The 19,988-nt window shown below is 29.5% G+C and carries 9 protein-coding genes; 8 read left to right on the forward strand and 1 reads right to left on the reverse strand.

Annotated elements, in window-relative coordinates; genetic code table 4:
• Window positions 1-7: 7 nt before the first annotated feature.
• Window positions 8-2,266 carry a hypothetical protein gene (locus tag VBM91_RS01770; protein WP_323189084.1) on the reverse strand — a complete coding sequence of 753 codons (2,259 nt, stop codon included), beginning with the start codon at window positions 2,264-2,266 and terminating at the stop codon, window positions 8-10.
• Window positions 2,267-2,429: 163 nt separating this feature from the next.
• Between VBM91_RS01770 and VBM91_RS01775 the strand changes: the two genes are divergently transcribed.
• The 8 genes from VBM91_RS01775 (at window position 2,430) to VBM91_RS01810 (ending at window position 19,429) form a co-directional block, all read left to right on the forward strand.
• Complete coding sequence (locus VBM91_RS01775; RefSeq protein WP_323189085.1) at window positions 2,430-7,958, forward strand: PDxFFG protein; 5,529 nt, start codon at window positions 2,430-2,432, stop codon at window positions 7,956-7,958.
• Between the two features lie 13 nt (window positions 7,959-7,971).
• Window positions 7,972-11,028 (forward strand): hypothetical protein, encoded by a 3,057-nt coding sequence (locus VBM91_RS01780; protein WP_323189086.1) that lies wholly within the window; start codon window positions 7,972-7,974, stop codon window positions 11,026-11,028.
• Window positions 11,028-12,077: an ABC transporter permease gene (locus tag VBM91_RS01785; RefSeq protein WP_323177572.1), complete on the forward strand. Its 1,050-nt coding sequence runs from the start codon at window positions 11,028-11,030 to the stop codon at window positions 12,075-12,077. The genes VBM91_RS01780 and VBM91_RS01785 overlap by 1 nt, the downstream gene beginning before the upstream one ends.
• The gene (locus tag VBM91_RS01790; protein WP_323189087.1) at window positions 12,077-13,135 is read left to right on the forward strand and encodes an ABC transporter permease; all 1,059 of its coding nucleotides are present in this window, start codon (window positions 12,077-12,079) and stop codon (window positions 13,133-13,135) included. Before VBM91_RS01785 ends, VBM91_RS01790 begins: the two co-directional genes overlap by 1 nt.
• A 9-nt stretch (window positions 13,136-13,144) precedes the next feature.
• Window positions 13,145-14,395, forward strand: a complete 1,251-nt coding sequence (locus tag VBM91_RS01795) for an ABC transporter ATP-binding protein (RefSeq protein ID WP_323189088.1) — start codon at window positions 13,145-13,147, stop codon at window positions 14,393-14,395.
• A 3-nt stretch (window positions 14,396-14,398) separates the two neighbouring features.
• A complete protein-coding gene (locus VBM91_RS01800; RefSeq protein WP_323189089.1) occupies window positions 14,399-15,724 on the forward strand; it encodes an ABC transporter ATP-binding protein in 1,326 nt (441 codons plus the stop codon).
• Between the two features lie 45 nt (window positions 15,725-15,769).
• A complete protein-coding gene (locus VBM91_RS01805; RefSeq protein WP_323189090.1) occupies window positions 15,770-16,873 on the forward strand; it encodes a variable surface lipoprotein in 1,104 nt (367 codons plus the stop codon).
• Between the two features lie 447 nt (window positions 16,874-17,320).
• Window positions 17,321-19,429: a C1 family peptidase gene (locus tag VBM91_RS01810; protein ID WP_323189091.1), complete on the forward strand. Its 2,109-nt coding sequence runs from the start codon at window positions 17,321-17,323 to the stop codon at window positions 19,427-19,429.
• Window positions 19,430-19,988 lie beyond the last annotated feature (559 nt).

The raw sequence follows: 19,988 nt of genomic DNA on the forward strand, positions 1-19,988 counted from the left end.
AATTTTTTTAATTACTAAATTTGAACTTAATAAGGTTTAAATCCTCAGTTAATTTTTGGTTATCAGAAATTTGTTTTTCTAATAACTTTTCAATGTTCTCAGGATCAGTCACATATCTTTTTATAGCTATGTCTAAGGCGTTCTTGTAACTTAGATATCTTTTATACTCAGCACCATGGTAATCAATTGTCATTAAATCTAATTCATATCTACCTTCTTCTTTGTATTGTCTGAGTTTCTCAGGATCTTTTTCAGCTTCTTTAATGTCTATCTTAGCTTTCTCTACACATTTAAAATTATCATCAACTAATTTATTGACTTCTCTTATCTTGGCTGTTAAGAATGTTTTGATATTTTGTTTTCTATTTGAATCATTTTTCAGATTTGTAAGTATATTTGTTAGAAATTCATTTACTTTAGTGAATTTTGAAACATTAATTTGAAAATTGGATTGTAAGTTTGATTTTAAATTAGCTTTATATTCTTCTTTAAAATCATTAACTTGCTGTCTGATTTCGTCAGTGATTCAACTTTCATTATAGTCAGCAAGGGTTAAATTGTTTTCTCAGAAAGTGTTAATTACAAAATTATTAATGCTTGAAAATGCTTTAAGTAACATTTCTTGGTCTGATGTAATTTGACTATTATTGCTTTGAATTTTTGCAAAATCATAATTTGGTTCAGAACTGTTTATAGTTAATATTTCATTTTTAACAGTGTTCAATCTAAAATCTGAATTTTGCTTTAGACTTTCCAAAGTTTCTTTAGCTGTTTGCAATTGAGTAAATCAAAATTTAATTTTCTCTTCTTTATTAGTATTAAAGTAACTTGAATTAATGAATTCATTATGAGCGATATTTGCTTCTTTGGTTTTTTTAGTGATCATTCAAAGTTGTTCGCCTAAAAAGAAATCCTGAAGTTCCAATTTTGCTTTTTCAATTAATAATGGTTCTAATCTGTCAAAATTATTGTTATAAAAGTCTTTGTAAGATTGATATAAACCTGTTGCTCTATTGAGCACGGTTATATTTGCAGTTTGCATTTCAAGAACTTTATTGTAGATAACTTGTAAACTATTGGTTGCAAATCTTATTGTCTTATAAATTAGTTCAATAGGATCTTCGTCAATAATTTGATTATATTTTGTGACAGTTTCATCTAATATATCTTTGAGCTCATCTGAATTTGTTTCATTAATATAACCCTTCATATAGTTGAAAAGTGTTATAAATTTGTTGTATTTCTGAGTTAAATATTCAATAAATTTATTCCTAATTTCACTATCTGCTAGGTGTTTTAGTTTTGAAAGTAATTCTGTATCTGTTTTGAAATGAGCACTTAAATAGTTGTTAGTTTGAATTAAATTTGATTGAATTTGTCAATTCAGACTCATCAATTTTATACTTGATAAATTCAAACTAATTAATTCATTATCCAACTTATCTAAATATTGATAATTACTTTTAATACCTTCTAATTCAGCGTGATAGTTATTTCATAACTGGTCATTTTTAAAACATAAATCCTCAATTAATGGAACAAACTCTTCTACATTTGCTTTTGTTAATATGTGATTTTCAAGGAAGTTTATGATTTTTTCACATTCTAAAATATGACTTTCAACAATGTTATTTATTTTATTCAACACTTCTTGTTCTGTTGTGTTTAAATTGTGAAATTCAAAATTAGTTCATAAATTTTTAAATTCTTTAAGCCACTTAATTGATGATTTCATATTTCCTACAACAAATTCTCTATATTGTTTTATGTTTTCTAAAAATTTATTCATATTTTGAGGTTCATGAATAAAAAAGTCTTTGTAAACATTTCTACCATGCAATAAGGTTGAATTATGTCATTTAAGGTCAGGGAAATCTAATAAATGCATTTTTGCTTGAGCACTTAAAATGCTTGCTACATAATTTATTCAAGTATTTGAATTAGCATTAATAAATGAACTAAGGTTTGATTGATTTAGTTCTGTTAGTGCATTAAATTTGCTAAAAATTGCATCTTCATAATTTACAGTGTTTGACAATACTCTCGATTCATTTACACCTACTGGAGTATTAAAAATAGGTGCAGGTTGCACAACAGGTACATTGATTTTGCTTTTATTTTCTTTCTTTTCAATTAGTTCACTAGATACTGGTGCAGACTGAATATTTCTTACAATTAATCAAGTTCCTATACCGATTGAACCTGCGACCATTAGTGAACCCAAAATTGTTAGTCATTTATTTTTAAATATTTTTATTTTCTTCATTTTTCTCCTCACTTTATTAGTAAAAATGATCAAAAAAGAACTAAAAAAGAACATAATAAGCTTTTGAAAAATCTACATTTAATGTAAAATTGAATTTATTTATATATTTATATATAAATAAGGATTTTTAATCAAAATTTGAAATTCAATAAAGGAGTACTATATGAAAAATTTAGCTTTAAAATACAAAGTTTTATTAGCATTAGGTATATTAGCAGGAGCGTCCGGTATTGCTGTTGGTTCAATTTACGGATATGCAAATAATTCTGACGAAAAGAATGGACCAACAAATCCAGTTGATCAAAAATTGTTTGTAAACAACTTTAAAAAATTCTATGATGAAAATGATCAAATTAAACCTGAAGTTTCTGTTTTAGATCCACTTAAATCAAAAATTGTTGCTAATGTAGTTTCAAACAATGAAACTTACAATGAATACAACTTTGTTGGTGAAACAGAAAAATATTCATTTGACGAATTTTTCAAAGAATATTACAAAAGATACAATGAATCATTCATATTAGAAGTTAAATACGGCTCATTCAGTTTTTACAATGAGTACGTTTTAGCTGTTAGACCAAAACAATTTATTGAATTTTCAAATTGATTTATGTCAAACGTATCTTGAGGTCCTGACCTCTTAACTTTAGACTCATTTAGAATTGTTCCAGGAGTTGAGCAAAATGGTAATGCTATTACTTTAGGGTCTCACTCAACATTGCACAAAGAATACAGTGAAATTAAATTCTTCCCTGATGCATTCTTTGGTTCATTACCTTACTACTCAACAGTTGGTGGTAGAGGAAATGCACAAGATGCGTTAACTTATTCAACATTTAATTATGAAGTTCCAAAAGCTGATGTTGATATGTTCTTGAACAACATTCCTTTAGCAACTGCAATTAAAAACTCTTCAATGCTACCTAACAATACAGCATTTAGAGAAATTACTATTCCAAGAAAATTAATTAACAAAGAATTCTTAGTTTACATCCCAGGTTCAGCACCACAACTTGATGTTGAAAAAATTCAAACAGTTTACTTGCCAAGTAACATTAGTTCTGAAGAATTTGCAAAAGTTGCAGAGGAACTCAAACCTAACTTTGGTACAGTTTCATTAAGTGACTTCAAACCAGTTATTATTAAAGATGTCAACAGTAACTACAATACAGAGAAAAAGAAAACAACTTTTGAAGTCTTCTTTGATTACAAAAATAAAGCTGACTCAGACGCGGTTAAAAACTTTGATAGAGATTCACTTTCAGAAACTGATAAAGCAAAACTTGATCAAGTTGTTGCTGCTAGAGGTGACTTTAATGTTAGAACAAGTTTAGACTTTACAAGAATTTCTGAAGCTTCAGCAATTACATACAGAAACTTTGTAAAAGCTATAAATGAAGATATTATTCACTTCTTAGATTTTTACGACATTAATTCATATGTTGGAACAAAACTTTTTGTTTATAAAGAGGGAGATAAAACTTTCTACTTTGATTCATTTGTTAAAGCAATCAACGAAGTTCCTGCTTTAAAAGATAAAACTTATGAGGAACAAAAAGCATTAGTTAAAGAATGTGAAATTAAAGAGTTTACAATTCAAAACTCTGGTTCAACACATATGCTTTCGGTTAAACTTGAAGACTCAAACAGATTTATCTTACGTGAACAATTTGTTGCAAGTGCTTCAAATAATTATTCACCAGCTGGATTTGCTCAATTTAAGGAAGCTGCTGGATATTTAGGTTCAATTACTCCTCTTATTTTAGGTTACACAAGTGAAGAAAAAGACGCTAATGGACAAACATTAAGAGGACTTGATTCAAGAAAATACCAAGTTTATACAGAAGTTTATAATGGACTTGCTGAAAAAGTTCTAGCAAAATACCCACACTTACTTAAATCATTAAACGGACCACACTTACAAAAATCTGTAAATGATAAAGGGGTATATGAATACAAAATTGTTCAAGGTGAATACAAAGGTGTTTCAGAATCAGATAGAATTGGACTTCCACTTGTTTTAGGAACTCTTATTGAAGATTTTGAAGGTATTTCAACAGACTTCTTAAAATATGTTGCAACTCACGAATATGGACATCACTACACACTTGATCAAGGTCAATCTTGAATCGATTCTAAAAACCCTATTTTAGTTGGTGGTCTTTCAACTCGTGGTGGAGCTAGCGACTCTTCATTCTACTCATACAAATCTCTTAAAAACTATTTAGAAGCTAGAACAAACCTTACAGTTATTAGAACAAACAGTTTAGGTGCTCCAACTGAAAATGGTAAATTCATCAAATTCCAGTTTGGTATTCTTGACGAAAACGGAAAAGTTGTTTCTCAAGAAGTTGAAACTAAAAATCAAATGTGAGGTGCTGTAGGTGTAGCTGGACAAGACATCTACACAGTGTTAGCTAACCCACAAAGACGTTTCTTACAAGATTATGAAGGAATGATTGAAGCAGCTAAACTTAGAAAAGTTGCTCCTGGGGACTTATTTATTGCAAACTCATTTGATGAACAATCAGGAACACTTAACCCAGCAATTTCTGGAAAATCTAAAGTATTCAAAAAATTCGAAAATGGTGAAATTAAATTTGCACAAGTAACTGCTAAAAACGTTATTGAACAATTAACAGATGGTTCTGGACAACCTATTGCGCAATTTGTAGACTTTATCAATGATGATGAATTCAAAGTTAGAGTTTATGAAACAAAAACTGTAAATGACAAAACAGTTATTACAAAAGTTAACTTCAAAAAACCAGATGGCTCACCAGTTATTAATGTTCCTTTAAATGTTGAACTTGATACAGAAAGCTGACACTACATTCGTTCACAAGAAAGATTAATTGTTCAATCACTTCAAGAAGTTATCAAAGCTGACTTATTTGATTCAGGATGAAACACTAATGCGACAAGATTAGGTGGTTCACTTGCAATTTACCTTAAAGACTTATTTAATGCAGTTGATTTAAATGACTACTTTAAATTATTTAAAAACAGAGGAAACCAAATTGAATACGATCCACAATACAACTCTGTTTTAGCAAACTTTGCTCAACCAGGTAAAGATGCACCTGAACAACACAGAGAAGCATTACAATACTTATCACTTCGTTCAAGTTTACAAGGTTCACTTAGAGATATTGTTAACACATTCTATGGTTATATAGATACACAATACAGAATGCAAAATAGAGCAAACATTAACTCTGTTTTAACATTTGCAAACTACAGAGATTTACAAAACTCAACTAAATATACATTCCCATATGTTTCAAGCTCAGCATTCTTAAGTACATACACATACTCAAAAGACAGACTTAGTCAAACAATGAATGAGTACGCTACTGAATTAGGTCTTGAATCAATTGATGGAAGATGACAAAATAACTTTTCTATTGCATTTTCATATGCTCTTGGAATTGCTAGATTAGGTAACAACTCATCAGACTTGTTTACTTACTTAGACAAAGACCAAAATATGTTAACTTTAGAAAACTTACGTGAGTTACTTACAAGTGGTCCAGATGCTTTTGATAAAACTGTGAAATATGTTGGACTTAATCCATTCTCATCAGCTTACAAAAAAGCTGATTCAAACTTAATTGAAGCTTTTGTTGCTAACTACAAAGTTAATGCAACAAGATTAGATACAAACAAAACTGCAAAATCACTTGCTTTTGCTTCGCTTGATAAAATGATGGAATTATTATCAATCGACTACTCAAAAGCTTCATTTGATGTTGCTTCTAAATCATTCAATTGAGATTTAGATTATGTAAAATCAAAATTTGATTTAAACAAAATTAAATCAGTTGTATTAGCAGGTGATTTCACAGTTTCAACAGATAAAAAAGTTGAAATCGGTGCATCACAACAACTTTTAGCTAACTATGCAATGAAAGCGTTTAAAAACTCAAACTTACTTCTTGCAGTTAAAGACTTTAATGTTGGTACTGATTTAGTTGCTAACCAAGCATTCTTCTCAAAAGAATATGGAATTAGAATTGAAAGTCCTGAATTTAGAGAAAACTATGTTGAAGACGCTTCATTAATTAATCCAGAATCAAAATTACAATTTGATGCAGCTAAATTACAAGAATTCCTTAATGAACTTCTTTCAAAATATGGTGCAAGTGATTACAAACAATATTTTGATACTCAAGACTTAATCCTTTTATTAGGAAACATTACATTCATTAGAAACTTTGGTGTTATTGGAGAAAATCTTCTTATCGGTGATATTTACTACGGTGGATTCTCTTCAGGTAAACCATCAAGTGATGTATTCAACTACAATGAAACAAGAGTTGAACCATTATTAAATGACAAATTCACAGATTATATTTACTCAATTGCTGAAACTTTAACAAGAGATTATGTTCAAACAACTTACTTACCAAGTTTTGAAAACTTTGGTAACTTACCAAAATTCTTAGGTGGAGTAAATGAATCAGTTACTGGACTTGATTACATTGTTGATGGAACTAAATTAGCTTACTTAAACGATATTAAAAATAGTCAATCAGATATGGCGCAAGGTATTTATGCAGCTATTCAATCACATAAATATAAAGAATATATTGCAAGAACTTTAGATTTCCAAATTCAAACAAACATTAAGATTGCTGAATTCAAATCTAAAGTTGATAACTTAAAATTAAATTTAATTCCAGCTGTTGAAGCCGCAATTGCCGATCATAAAGAACAAATTAAATCTGAAGAACAAAAATTAGCTTCAATGCAACAAGGTAGCGACGAATACAATCAAACAGAACAAAAAATCGCTGACCTTAAAGTACAATTAGCTGCTAAAGAGCAAGAATTCAATAACTTACAAGCAGAACTTTCAAGAACTAATATCGATTTAGCTAACGAATCAATTGAAAAGAATAAAAAACTTGTAACTGAATTCAAGGAACCTATTTTTGGAATCTGAAATGACACATCAATGCTTCAAAGAAATGAAGATGGAAGAAGAAATTCAAACTACTTTGGAAGCTTCATCTCAAATAACAACGGATTCTTTAAAGATAGATTTGAAAAAGAAAAAATTGGTATGGAACTTTATGATGAAAACAGAAATGCCATCCAAGACAACAACATTAGATTAAAAGACTTTGAAGGAAACAAAATTACTTCAAGACCTAAAGCATTCTTTGTTTCACAACTTCTTAACTATGGAGTTTCAGAAAGAACAATTTCAGGTATGTTCAGAAATAAAAAACTTGATGCAGTTGCTATGTATGGATACATTCCAAACAAATTAGCAGAGCAAGTTAAATACATTAAGTTCACTGACATTGATACAAACGAAGTGCACTACTTACCTGTCAACATTGATAAAACAAACAACATTTTCTATTATGAAAAACAAGGTGATGCAGATTCTAAAGTTACACTTGAACAATTAGGTTACCAATCTTGAATTTCTGATTATGCACTTATGTCTAAATATAGAAACTCATTATTAAAACCAAAACACAGATTCTATATTGATTTTGCTAATGAAAACAAAGATACAGTAGGTGGATTTACAATCGGTGACCTTGATGCAATGATTGAAAACGGTAAAGCTGATGAACAATCACCAATCAAGATAATGCCTGAAAAAGATGAAAACAACAATGACACAGGAAAAACAATTATTTACGTAGATTACCAATTTAACATTTCAGGATAATAAGGAGAAGAAGATGAAATTAAAAAATAAATTATTATTGACATTAACAGCAGCTTCTGCTCCTGTTGTCTCGTCAATTGCATTACTATCTTGTCAATCAGGTGGATTATTCACTAAATCAATTGATTATGATTTAGGATTAGCAACTGAACCGATTAACAACTTAAACTATGTTAGATATAAATCAATGGACAAAATTGTTCCATCATTAGTGGACTCATATTTAAAAACAGGTCCTACAGCTCAACTTAAATCATTACTCAACAAAGCTTCATACAACTTTGTTGTTATGGAAAATAGTACAGTAAAAGATTCGGCTAAATTTACTGACTACTTAAATGCATCTAGAAGTGAACTTTTAGATAATGATGGTAAAGGTAAAATTTCAAATGCATTCTATGGAATTGATAACTTCCAAACAGTGGGTGGATTAGCTGACTTATCAGATGGAAATATCCAAGAAAAAAGTACTATTTATGCTTACAGAAACCCTAGAAACCCTAATAACTATATGGCTGTTACAGGGTACACTAGAAAAAAACAAAATATGTGATCTAACGGTGACTTTGTAACTTCAAATGACATTAGAGACTACTTAGAATACATTTTAGACCTTAACACAGGGTCTCAAAAATTAGACACAGTTAGAAAATACGGAATTAGAGCAGTTGATAAATTTATTGACGCTCAAAAAGAGTACCAACAAAAATTCAAACAATCATATAAAAACCCATTTGGACGTAGAGATTATGTTTGATCAGAAGTATTGAACAGATACATTCAAAATCCAAACCAAGAAGTGTTTGCTTCACAAATCAAAGATGAAAATGGAAATCCACTTGATACTGTGGAAGTTGAAGCAATTAAGCAAGCTGCATTAGAATTTGGTTTCTATACAGGTCAATTATTCTTAGATTACGATAACGATTACATTGCAGAACACTTATCATTACCTGAAAACTCTTCTTTTGCTTTAGATAAAGAAGTTCAAGACTTTACAGTTTTAGTTAATGGTGAGAAAAAGCAAATTAAGATTGTTAAAAATATGTATGTAAACCCATACCAAGAGTTTAATAAAACAAACAAAGACTTACAAGGTACAATCAAGGCACTTTCAAGTAGTGAAAACTCATTCACAATGATTTTTGATGACACTAAAACACCTGATTTATCATATTTATTATTCACAATCCTTTACAACTTATTCCCAATCAATAGAAAACACGTTGAAACTGTTGCTGGTGGGATTGATAAATATGGTTCAGAACCTAAAACATTCTTAACATCAGGCCCATTTAAAATTGCACAAAATGGTGAAGGTATTCTTTTAGGAGATAATGGTTACATTATTCTTGAAAAAGATAAAGATTACTTTGATGCTGAAAACACAATTTCAAACAAAATCAAAATTATGTTCTCAACTAACAAGAACACAAACTCATTATTCTTTGAAGATGGTTTAATTTCACAAACATATATTCCTGCTTCAAAAATGAACCTTTATTGATCTGATCCTAAAATGAAAAAATACCTTAACAAAAACACAGGGTATGGAACAATTGCGTTTGCTTTCAACTTAGATAGTGAAACAAATGGAAATTCATATTTACAAGATCAAGATTTAAGAAATGCAATGTATTTTGCAGTTAACAGGGAAAAAGCTCTTAAATTCGTTGGATGAGATTTCTCATTCCCTGTTAACACTTGAACATCTTATGGACAATACAAAACATTCGATGGTAAAAACATTGAAATGTTCTTTGAAGGTCAAAAATCTGCAACTAAAAATGGTAAAGAATTTGACTTACAAAACTACGAATTCGTTGTTCACTTAGCTAAGTCATTCACATTTGAAAAAACTGAACGTAAAGATTTAACTTACGATATTCAAACAGCAAAATACTATTTAGATAGATTCAAAGCAAAACATCCAGAATTACAATCAGTTAAATTTGAATTCTTAAACAATGGTTCAGAAGAACAAAAGAACGCTGGTTTATTCTTAAAAGGTGCTCTTGAAACTATGTCAAATGGTTACATTTCAATTGAAACAAAAACATTACCAGAAAATATCTATGCAAGCTTTATTGAAAAAGGTGCATACCAAATTATTTATCAAAACTACGATAGATTAGGTGGTAATGGAGCACAGGACTATGTATCGGTATTCTTCAAACGTGATGAAGTTGATACAATCAACCAAAAAACAATTGCTTTCAAAGATAACCCTGTTGGTTCATACATTTATGGGGACTACATAGGTGAATTAGTTATTGAACAACTTCAAAAACAAGATGCTAGTGTTTCAAAACTTTCATTAATGCAATCTGACATTAATTGAATTAATACACTTATTAATTCAAACTCATTATCAGGGGACTATGCAAACATTGCATCAGATTATAATTCAGCAAAAGCTTCACAAAGTAGCAGCGAAATAGCAGCATTTGTTAAAAAATATGCAAAACCGGTTTCACTTGCACTTGCGAGTTTAAATGAAGCTAAAAAAGCAAGATATTCAGAGCAATATGTTGAAAACTTGCTTGGATATATTATTATTAATAACAAAAACATTAAAACAAACAGAATCAACAATGCATTTATTACATATTTAGCTACTGAATTTACAACAAAACAAATAGCTAACTTAACAAACGAAACACAACAAAGATTACAATTCAACCAAGAAGAATTATTAAGAAGCGAAAGCGCAAAACCAGATGATGCAATTCCAGTATTCTGAAATAAATTCATTGAGTTGTCACTTCAACATCCAGATGAATCGATTTCACAATACACTTCAAGAATTAACTCATTCTTCTCAGGAAACTTCACAGATGAGGAACTTTTAGAAAACTGATCTCAAACAAGAGTTTACTTATTTATTGCAGGACTTGAAAAAGTTATCAGAGATACAGCGGTTGTAATTCCACTTATGGAAGTTGATACAAACTGAGAAATTACAAAAGTTGGAGGGGTTGATAGTTTATTCAGATTCTCACTTCAATATGCATACGATATGACAAGGCCACCAATGGCAAAATTACCAAGAACTAAAGAAGGGAACTAATGAAAAAAGTACAAGTAGATAATAAAACTTATGAACTGAACGATAACAAAGTTATCTTCAGAAGTAAAAGAAATGTTGAATTAAAACTTAAAGATAAACTTCTTTCAATTGATTCACCATTCTTAAAAACATCTTGAAAATTCTTAAAAATTATTGCTGAATTTATTGTTATCGGATTTATTGTTATATCAATTACATTCTTCTTAATTAACTCAGTTCCAGGTGAAAACCCACTTACACAAGGCAAGGATGAAACTGCAAGAAAAATTATTGAAGCAAAATATGGATTGGATCAACCTTTACTTACAAGATACTTTAAGTACTTAAATGGTCTATTCCACGGCGACTTTGGTATTTCTTATTCACTTTTCCCTGAACGTCCTATTACTGAATTTATTTGAGATAGATTTTACAAATCATTCTTAGTTGGAATTTTCTCAGTATTCTTAACAGTTACAATCGGTATTTCGCTTGGTATTTGAGTTGGTAAAAATCCGGGAGGACTTGTGGATAACGTTTCAACTGTTATTGTTTCAATTTTCTCATCTGTTCCTTCTATTATTTTCGCTTTACTTCTTGTATTTATCGGACGTGTTGTCGGAATACCTTATGTATTTGATCAGTATAATTTTGCAACCTATATACTGCCTGGTCTAGCGCTTTCATTAGGAAGCATCATTGTTTATATTAAATACATTAGAACAGAGCTTAACAGAGAACTTAACTCAGTTCACGCTAAGTTTGCTTACTTAAAAGGTGTGTCAAGAAACAGATTCGTTTGAAGACACGCACTTAAACCTGCACTATTCCCAATTGCTACATTCTTCCCTGCTGTTATTTTTGGATCATTCATTGGAAGTATCTTCATTGAACAAATTTTCTTAATTCCTGGTTCAGGAGGTATGTTGCTTAATGCTATTACTTCAAAAGACTACAATGTTATCTTATTTTTAATTGTTATGTTCTCACTTCTTACAGTTCTATCATATGCATTCAGAGATATTCTTTATGAAGCAATTGACCCAAGAATTAGAAGGAGAGGTGCTTAATGAAATTTAAAGAACATTTACACAAATTTAATTCATCAGTTAAGAAATTCTTCGAAAAGACAGCAAGCAAAATTAAAGGACGTGAAGCAACTGCTTCAATGTCTAAAGAAGAATTAGCAACAGCACCAAACCCAATTACACAACCATTTGTTTATCAGTCTTGAAAAATTGTTGGAAAAATTGTAGACTTCCAAACTGATATGCATATGCAAGCTCAACCAAGAGTTTTCAAAGAATTTATTAACAGATTCTCAAGAAGTTTTGCTGGAGTTTTTGGTTTTGTTACATTAGTTTCATTAATCTTATTAGCAATTATTATTCCATTTACAACACAAGATCCAAACGTTACAAGTGTTGATGATTCAAAACTTATTTTCAATACAATAGATAGTAAGGGTGTATTCCACATTCTTGGAACAGATCACTTAGGAAGAGATTTTTGAGCTAGATTATGATGAGGACTTAGGTATTCAATTGCACTTGCATTTGTTGTAACAGCAATTGAGGTTGCTATTGGACTTACAATCGGAATTATGATGGGTCAATTTGAATTCTTTGACAAAATCATGACTTTCATCATCAAAGTTATTTCAATTGTTCCTACAATTATTATCCTTATCTTAATGACTATTATTATCAAACCTAGTTTCTGAGTTGTTGTATTCTCACTTTCACTTACATCTTGAACAGGTATGGCTAACCAAATTAGAGCTCAAGTTAAGCGTGCTAAATACTTTGAATGAGTATCAGCATCAAAAATCTTAGGTACACCAACTTGAAAAATTCTTAAAAACTATGTACCTGTTATATTACCTATTTTAATTACTCAATTAGTATTCACAATTCCTGGTGTTGTTTTATCAGAAACATCACTTGCATTCATCGGTCTTGCTATCGATGATGTTCCTACATTAGGAAACTTAATTTCTGAAGGTCAAAAATTATTCCCTGACTACTTAAGATATGTATTTGTTCCTTCAACATTCTTAATCTTAATTACAACAAGTGTTCAATTAATCGGTGCATCAGTTCAAGATGCATTAAGAAGACAAAGATAGGAGAGTTTTATGAAAAAAGATAATAACTTATCTAATCAATCAGAAAAACAATCATTCAAGTCTAAATGAGAACACTTTAAAAGAAAAATAAATGTTGCAATCACAAATGCTTTTTCTGGTCTTGGATTAGGAAACAGAAAAAATATGTTTGATTGAGAAACATTTATGGAAAATGTTGAGTACAAAGAATTTTCAGATGGAACAAAACTTAAAATTGTTGCAGAAATTAAAGACATTCACTTATCATTCTTAAACCCATCTGTACCAGGTCAAAAGAACAAAGTTCTCCGTGGACCATCTATTCAAATTTATGAAGGAAAAGTTCACGCAATTATCGGTGAATCTGGTTCAGGTAAATCAGTTATTACATCTCTTCTTTATGGACTTACAGGAGATAATGCTGTAATTGATAGTGGTGAAATTAAACTTTACAATAATCACGTTGAGAAGTTCTCAATGCGTGATTGAGAACGTTCACACTATAGAGGAAGAGTTGTTTCAGCTGTCTTCCAAAACCCTATGTCTACATTAAACCCAACTATGAAAGTTGGAGCACAAATTATGGAAGGTATGCTTGTTAACAGAGTTGTTAAAAACAAAAAAGAAGCATACGAACGTGCTGTAGAATTCCTTAAATTAACAAAAATTAATGACCCTGAAGCTGTTATGAAATTATACCCACACGAAATGTCAGGAGGTATGATTCAACGTGTTGTTATAGCTGCTATTGTTGCGCTTGAACCAAAAATTTTAGTAATGGACGAGCCTACAACAGCGCTTGATCCAACAGTTCAAGCTTTAGTTCTTGAAGTTGTTAAAGAATTACAAGAAAAACTTAAATTATCAATCGTGTTTATTACTCACGACCTTGGAGTTGTTGCTTCGATAGCTGACTACATTTCAATTATGTATGCAGGTCAAATTATTGAAGAAGGAACTACAAGAGAAATCTTAAAATATCCTCAACACCCATATACTTGAGGTTTAATCTTGAGTATGCCTGACGTTAATAATGGTAAAAGACTTTCGACAATTAGAGGTTCAGTTCCATCTAACTTAAATAATATTGTCGGAGATGCTTTTGCAGTTAGAAATGATTATGCACTTGGTAGAGATTTCGAAGTTGAACCTGACTTTTACTATGTTTCAGAAACACATAGAGTTAAATCAGCGCTTTTAGATAAAAGAGCACCTAAATATACACCACCTGCACACATTGCAAAATTATGAAAGGAGTTTTTAGCAAGTTCTAAAAAATAAGTTATGAAAAAAGACTATTACATAGAAACACAAAAAAAATTCCTTTTCTGAAAAAAAGAATTCATAAGATATAACATTAAAGGTGTAGATGAAATGTTAAAAGTTCCTCAAGGTAAGGAAGTTTTAGCATCATTAAGAAATGTGGATGTTACATATGGTTCTCGTTCAAAAGCATTTAGAGCTGTAGTAGACTTTAACTTAAACATTTACAAAGGTGAAGTTTTAGGTATTGTTGGTGAATCTGGTTCAGGTAAAAGTACAATTGGACGTGCAATTATTGGACTTACACCACACAGTTTCGGACAAATCAAAATCCTTGATAAATTATTACCTAAGAAAATGGTTAGAGGATTTAAGTTTGGTAAATCACTTAAAGAATATAAAGAAATCGTGAACTTTATGGTTAATAAAGTGCAAATGATTTTCCAAGATCCAGCTAACTCACTTAATCCACACGTTAATATTGAAACAGTTGTTTCTGAAGGTTTAACAAATACAAAGAACTCTAAAGAAATTTACTTATTTAACTACGACCAAGAGGTTGTTAAACATTTATACTCAATGATTGATAAAAAAGAATATCGTTCTTTATTTGGGAAGTTCAAAGAAGAATTAGATCACAAAATTTCAATCAATGAGAACGTTGCATATGATGCTTTATATGTAGACTTTGAAAAAACAATCAATGAAACTTGAGGTTTATCAGAAGTTGCTGATAAATTAGCTGAATACAAAGCAAAACGTGATGAATTAAATAAATTAACTGAAAATGAATGTAAAACAATTTTAGTTAAAGACATTCTTAAGAGTGTAGGGCTTGATGAATCAGTTTTAAAACGTTATCCACTTGAATTCTCAGGAGGACAACAACAACGTATCGGGATTTCTAGAGCTGTTGTGCTTAGACCTACATTACTTATTGCCGACGAACCAATTTCAGCACTTGACGTTTCTATCCAAGCGCAAGTTGTAAACATCTTTAATGAACTTAAAGAAAAATATAATCTTACAATTGTCTTCATTGCCCATGACTTACGTATGGTTGAATATATTTCAGATAGAATTGCTGTTATGAATAAAGGTAGATTACTTGAAGTTGGTACAACTGAAGAAATTATGAAACACTCACTTCATCCATATACAAAATCATTACTTGAGTCGGTTCCATCAATCGATTCTGATAAAGGTAGCTTGCTAGGATATGAATATAATCCTGCAATGCATAATTACACAGAAGATTATCAACCTGAATGAATTAAAATCAATGATAATCACTTTGTGTTAGCTACACCTAAAGAAGTTCAAGATTGAAAAAATAATAAATATTAATTTAAATTCAAATAACCTAATAAAACAAAATAGAAAGGAGGCTATATGAAAAAAATTAATAAAAGAATTTTATTTGGTAGTTTTTCATTAGTTTCAATGTCATTACCAATCGTTGCTCTTTCTTGCAATAATACAAACAACCCACAACCGAATCCGGGGAATAATAAAACAAATCCAAATCCTGAAATTACATTCGAGCAAAGCAAAGCAATTGCTATTTCTCAAGTTGAATCATCATATTCAAACTTAACAGAGGAGCAAAGAACTAAGATTAAAGAATTAATCCAAGCATCAGAAAACCAAGAACAACTTAAAAACATTCAAACAAATGCTAATTACTTAAATGAATTAGTTCCAAGTTTAAAAGAAGCTGTTGCAGATTATTCAGATGTTAAAGCTAGCTACAAATATGCAAATGACGATCAGCAAGCTAGAAAAGATGCATTCGATACTGCTTACAATAATGTTAATAATCTTGTAAATTACTTAGATTTTTCAAATAATGGAACTGCATTAAACTTTGATGTTGAGGCACTTAAAGCGGCCTACAATGATGCTAAAAATGCATTAGCTGGTCAAGAAGTTCAAAAAGATCCTAAACCAGCTATGTATACAGATGCAGCTACAAGATTCGGTAAATGATTCACACTTCCTGAAAGTCAAGAAGTTGCTTACACAATAGTTGATACAGCTAAACAATTTGAAGAAAACACATATGAAGTTCATACATTAGGACCACTAGTTGATGGAAAAAGAACATATCCAATTAAAAACTACAAAGCGGATGCACCGGAATTACCTAATAATATTGAATTTTCTGTAAGTGATTTCCAAACATATCAAAAAATGATTAAACTTAGACAAAAGGTTCTAGACACTTTCTTTAGATTAATTGTTAAATCAGATGGTAAGAAAGTTTACGAATTCTTCAACCACGATGCAGCTTATGCACCTACTAGATATTCAATTAGTAAATTAATGTTAATCATTGATAAATTAATTATCACAGGTAACATTTATGAAGAGTACTTAATTGAGTTAGAGGGTACAAAGGAGGATTCAACAGTTAAATTGTTCCAAGATCCAGCACACAAATATTCATATTATGCTATCTTACCTAAAGCAGAGCAAATGAAAAATGCTGTGTAGTAAGTTTAAAAGTCAAAATTAAGTAGCTTATGCTACTTTTTTATTACAAAAAAGCACATCAAAGTTTATTCAATGCACTTAAGTTATGTGTGATTAAATATACTTGAAAATTAGAAATTGAACAAATAAGAAAGCTTTGTACCCTTTTTCCAATTTATGCTATAAAGTAGGAAACATTGGATAACCAGAGATAATTAAAAATAATAATCTCTGGTTTTTATATTCTTTAGTTTATTAAATTCTGAAAAAGTTGATTTTTAAAGAGTTTTTTATAAAAATTAGCATTTTTAGTGACTTATATATATAACTAAAAAATCAGCAAAATATTTTTTTGAATATCTTAAATTAACAATTAAAAGCTTATAAAATAAGCGATATTTGTTTCAACAATTTGACTTTCATTAAAATACTTTACAAAAATATTAATTTTTTATTTAAAATTAATATATGAGATTAAAAAATAAAAAAATATTAACTAGTTTATTAGTTAGTCCAAGTTTATTGATACCTTTTAGTGTGATAAGCATAGCCACATCAGCTGATTCTGACGCACCAAAATTAGAACTTTTTCAAACTAAAAGTGCAGAAGAAATTGCAAGAATGCCTTTTTTTGATGCAAGAAAACACAATTTAGTTACTGATGTTAAGAATCAAGGTCATGAAGGCCTTTGTTGAGCATATACAATTGCTTCAATTTTAGAAACCAATATTTTAAAAAATAATATAGGGAATTACACTAAAAATTCTTTAGATATTGATGAACATGCAATCGATTACATAAGTAATAGTTGAAATCATAATGCAGATAAGTTAAATTTAAATCCCGATGCTAAAGAATGAAAAGGAATTTTAGGTACAGGAAATTATTTATCTCACGCATTTAATGGTTTGATGAGAAATACATCCCCAATTGCTCAAACTAATCAAACTGAGTTTCCTAATTTTGATAACCCTACAATTGCCAAAATTAAAAAAGCTGTAAAAATTAATCATACTGTTGATGATATTAAATTAGCGATTGCCAAATACGGTTCTGTGGGAGTTGCTTATGCTTTTAATGAAATGAATTTTCATCCTGACACCGTTTGATACAACGAACCAAATTCAATTATTATAACTAAATCACCTGAAGAAAGACATATCAGAAATCATGCTTCAGTTATTGTAGGCTGAGACGATGATTATTATGCATCTAATTTCGGACCTGAAACACCGAAACAAAAAGGTGGTTTTATTATTAAAAATAGTTGAGGAACTAAAAACATGCATGCTCAGGGCTACTTTATGCTTTCATACGATTCATTAGATTTAATTCACGAAGTAATGGCAGTTGAAGTAGAAAATAATAATGCATATCAAAATACTTACTATTATGATACAAAAAATTCATTTTCTTTATTTGCAACTTTGACCTCTAATGAAAGAACAATGGCGAATATTTTTCCAGTTAAAAAAGCAAATGATGAAATTGTAGAAAAATTAAAGTCAATTAATTTTGCGCTTAAAGGTTCAAACATTACTGCTGAAATCAAAATTTATGTTAAAAATTCTTCAATGTCTAATCCTGAAGACGGTGAACTAAGATTAACTCAAGAAGTACAAATTCCAAATTCTGGTGATAAAGGATTTTATACAATTGATTTAAATGAAGAAATTATTTTAAAGAAAGATCAATATTTTTCAATCATTGTTGATGTAACTAATAAAGATGAAAAAAACGTAGATTTGGTGGCAAGCTATGAAACTAGAGATATTTTGAGTTTTTATAAATATAATAATCAATGAGTAAATAGCAAAAAAAGTTTTGTTGTATTTGGAATTAAGGCTCATACTCTTGAAGTGCCAATTAGCGAATTAAATAAAAGCACAGTACTTGATGAAGAAAATAAAGAATTAGATGACAGTTCTGAAAATAATGCAAATAATAATCCTAGTGAATCAGATACGGAAAATAATCCACCTAGAAGCGATGACAGTGAAAGTGAATCAGAAAGCTCTGAAGGTGAAGTAGAAACAGATACAGGCACTAATATAGAAGAGTCATCAGATAGCGATATTTCAAGAGAAGAAGAAACAAGTTCTCCAAAAACTGATGAATCTGAAACAGGTTCAAGTTCAGAAGAAAATAATCCGATTTCAAAAGAATCTGATGCATCTAATGTTGAAGACAATAGTTCGCCAGTAGCTGAAGATACTACTAAAAATGAAAATATAACTGATGAAAGTTCATCAGAAGATGAAACTAATTCAAGCTCTGAAACAGGAACGGATTCAGCATCTCAAGATAATAACAAACCTACAACGGAAGATTCTGAAACAGAAAATAAAGATGCAATAAATGAAAATCCAACTACTAATGAAAATTCAACTATAGAAAAGAATAATTCTGATAATGAAAAAGAATCAGAAGATGTTTCGATAGAATCTGAAAAATCTAAAACCAATAAAACACATGTTGTTTTATGAAGTATTTTAGGTGTTACAACTGGAATTATAACTTTTGGTATAGCAACTTTCTTTATTGTTAAATTAATGAAAAAAAGAGTTAAAAAATAATTTAACTCTTTTTTTTCTGCTTTTAAAAGTTTAAAAGGTTTATTAGCAATTAGACTGATGTATTTATTAACCTGAAGACATATCGAAGGTTATATATGTTTTTGTTTCTTAAGTTTAGTTTTACTTAAATTTTTAGTTTTCAAAACTAATGATTTAACTGGATTATCTAGAAAAGATAAATTTATAGAAAATAGATTAATTGACAGGATGAACAATGTCAAAGAAATCCAAGAAAAATTCAAAAATCAAGCTAATAAAACTATCAATATAATACTATAACAAATAGTGAGCGTGTAGCATATAACAAATCTTGAGACAAGTGTTCTATCTGAGTTGTCTAATGTTGAATCAATTAAATTAACTGTTACAACTAAGATGATGCCAATTATAAAATAAGAAAACTAATTTCATATAATGAAACATTTTCGTTTGAGAATTTTGATATTTTCAATCTTATTCACTTCTAAGCAAATAAATTTAAAATATTATTTACTTAATTTGATTCTATTATAAATTCATTTTTCATATCACAAAAATATATTTTTCACATTTGTGAAAA

Origin of the sequence: Mycoplasma sp. 2248, assembly GCF_034863245.1 — a bacterium.
GTDB lineage: Bacteria > Bacillota_I > Bacilli_A > Mycoplasmatales > Metamycoplasmataceae > Mycoplasmopsis.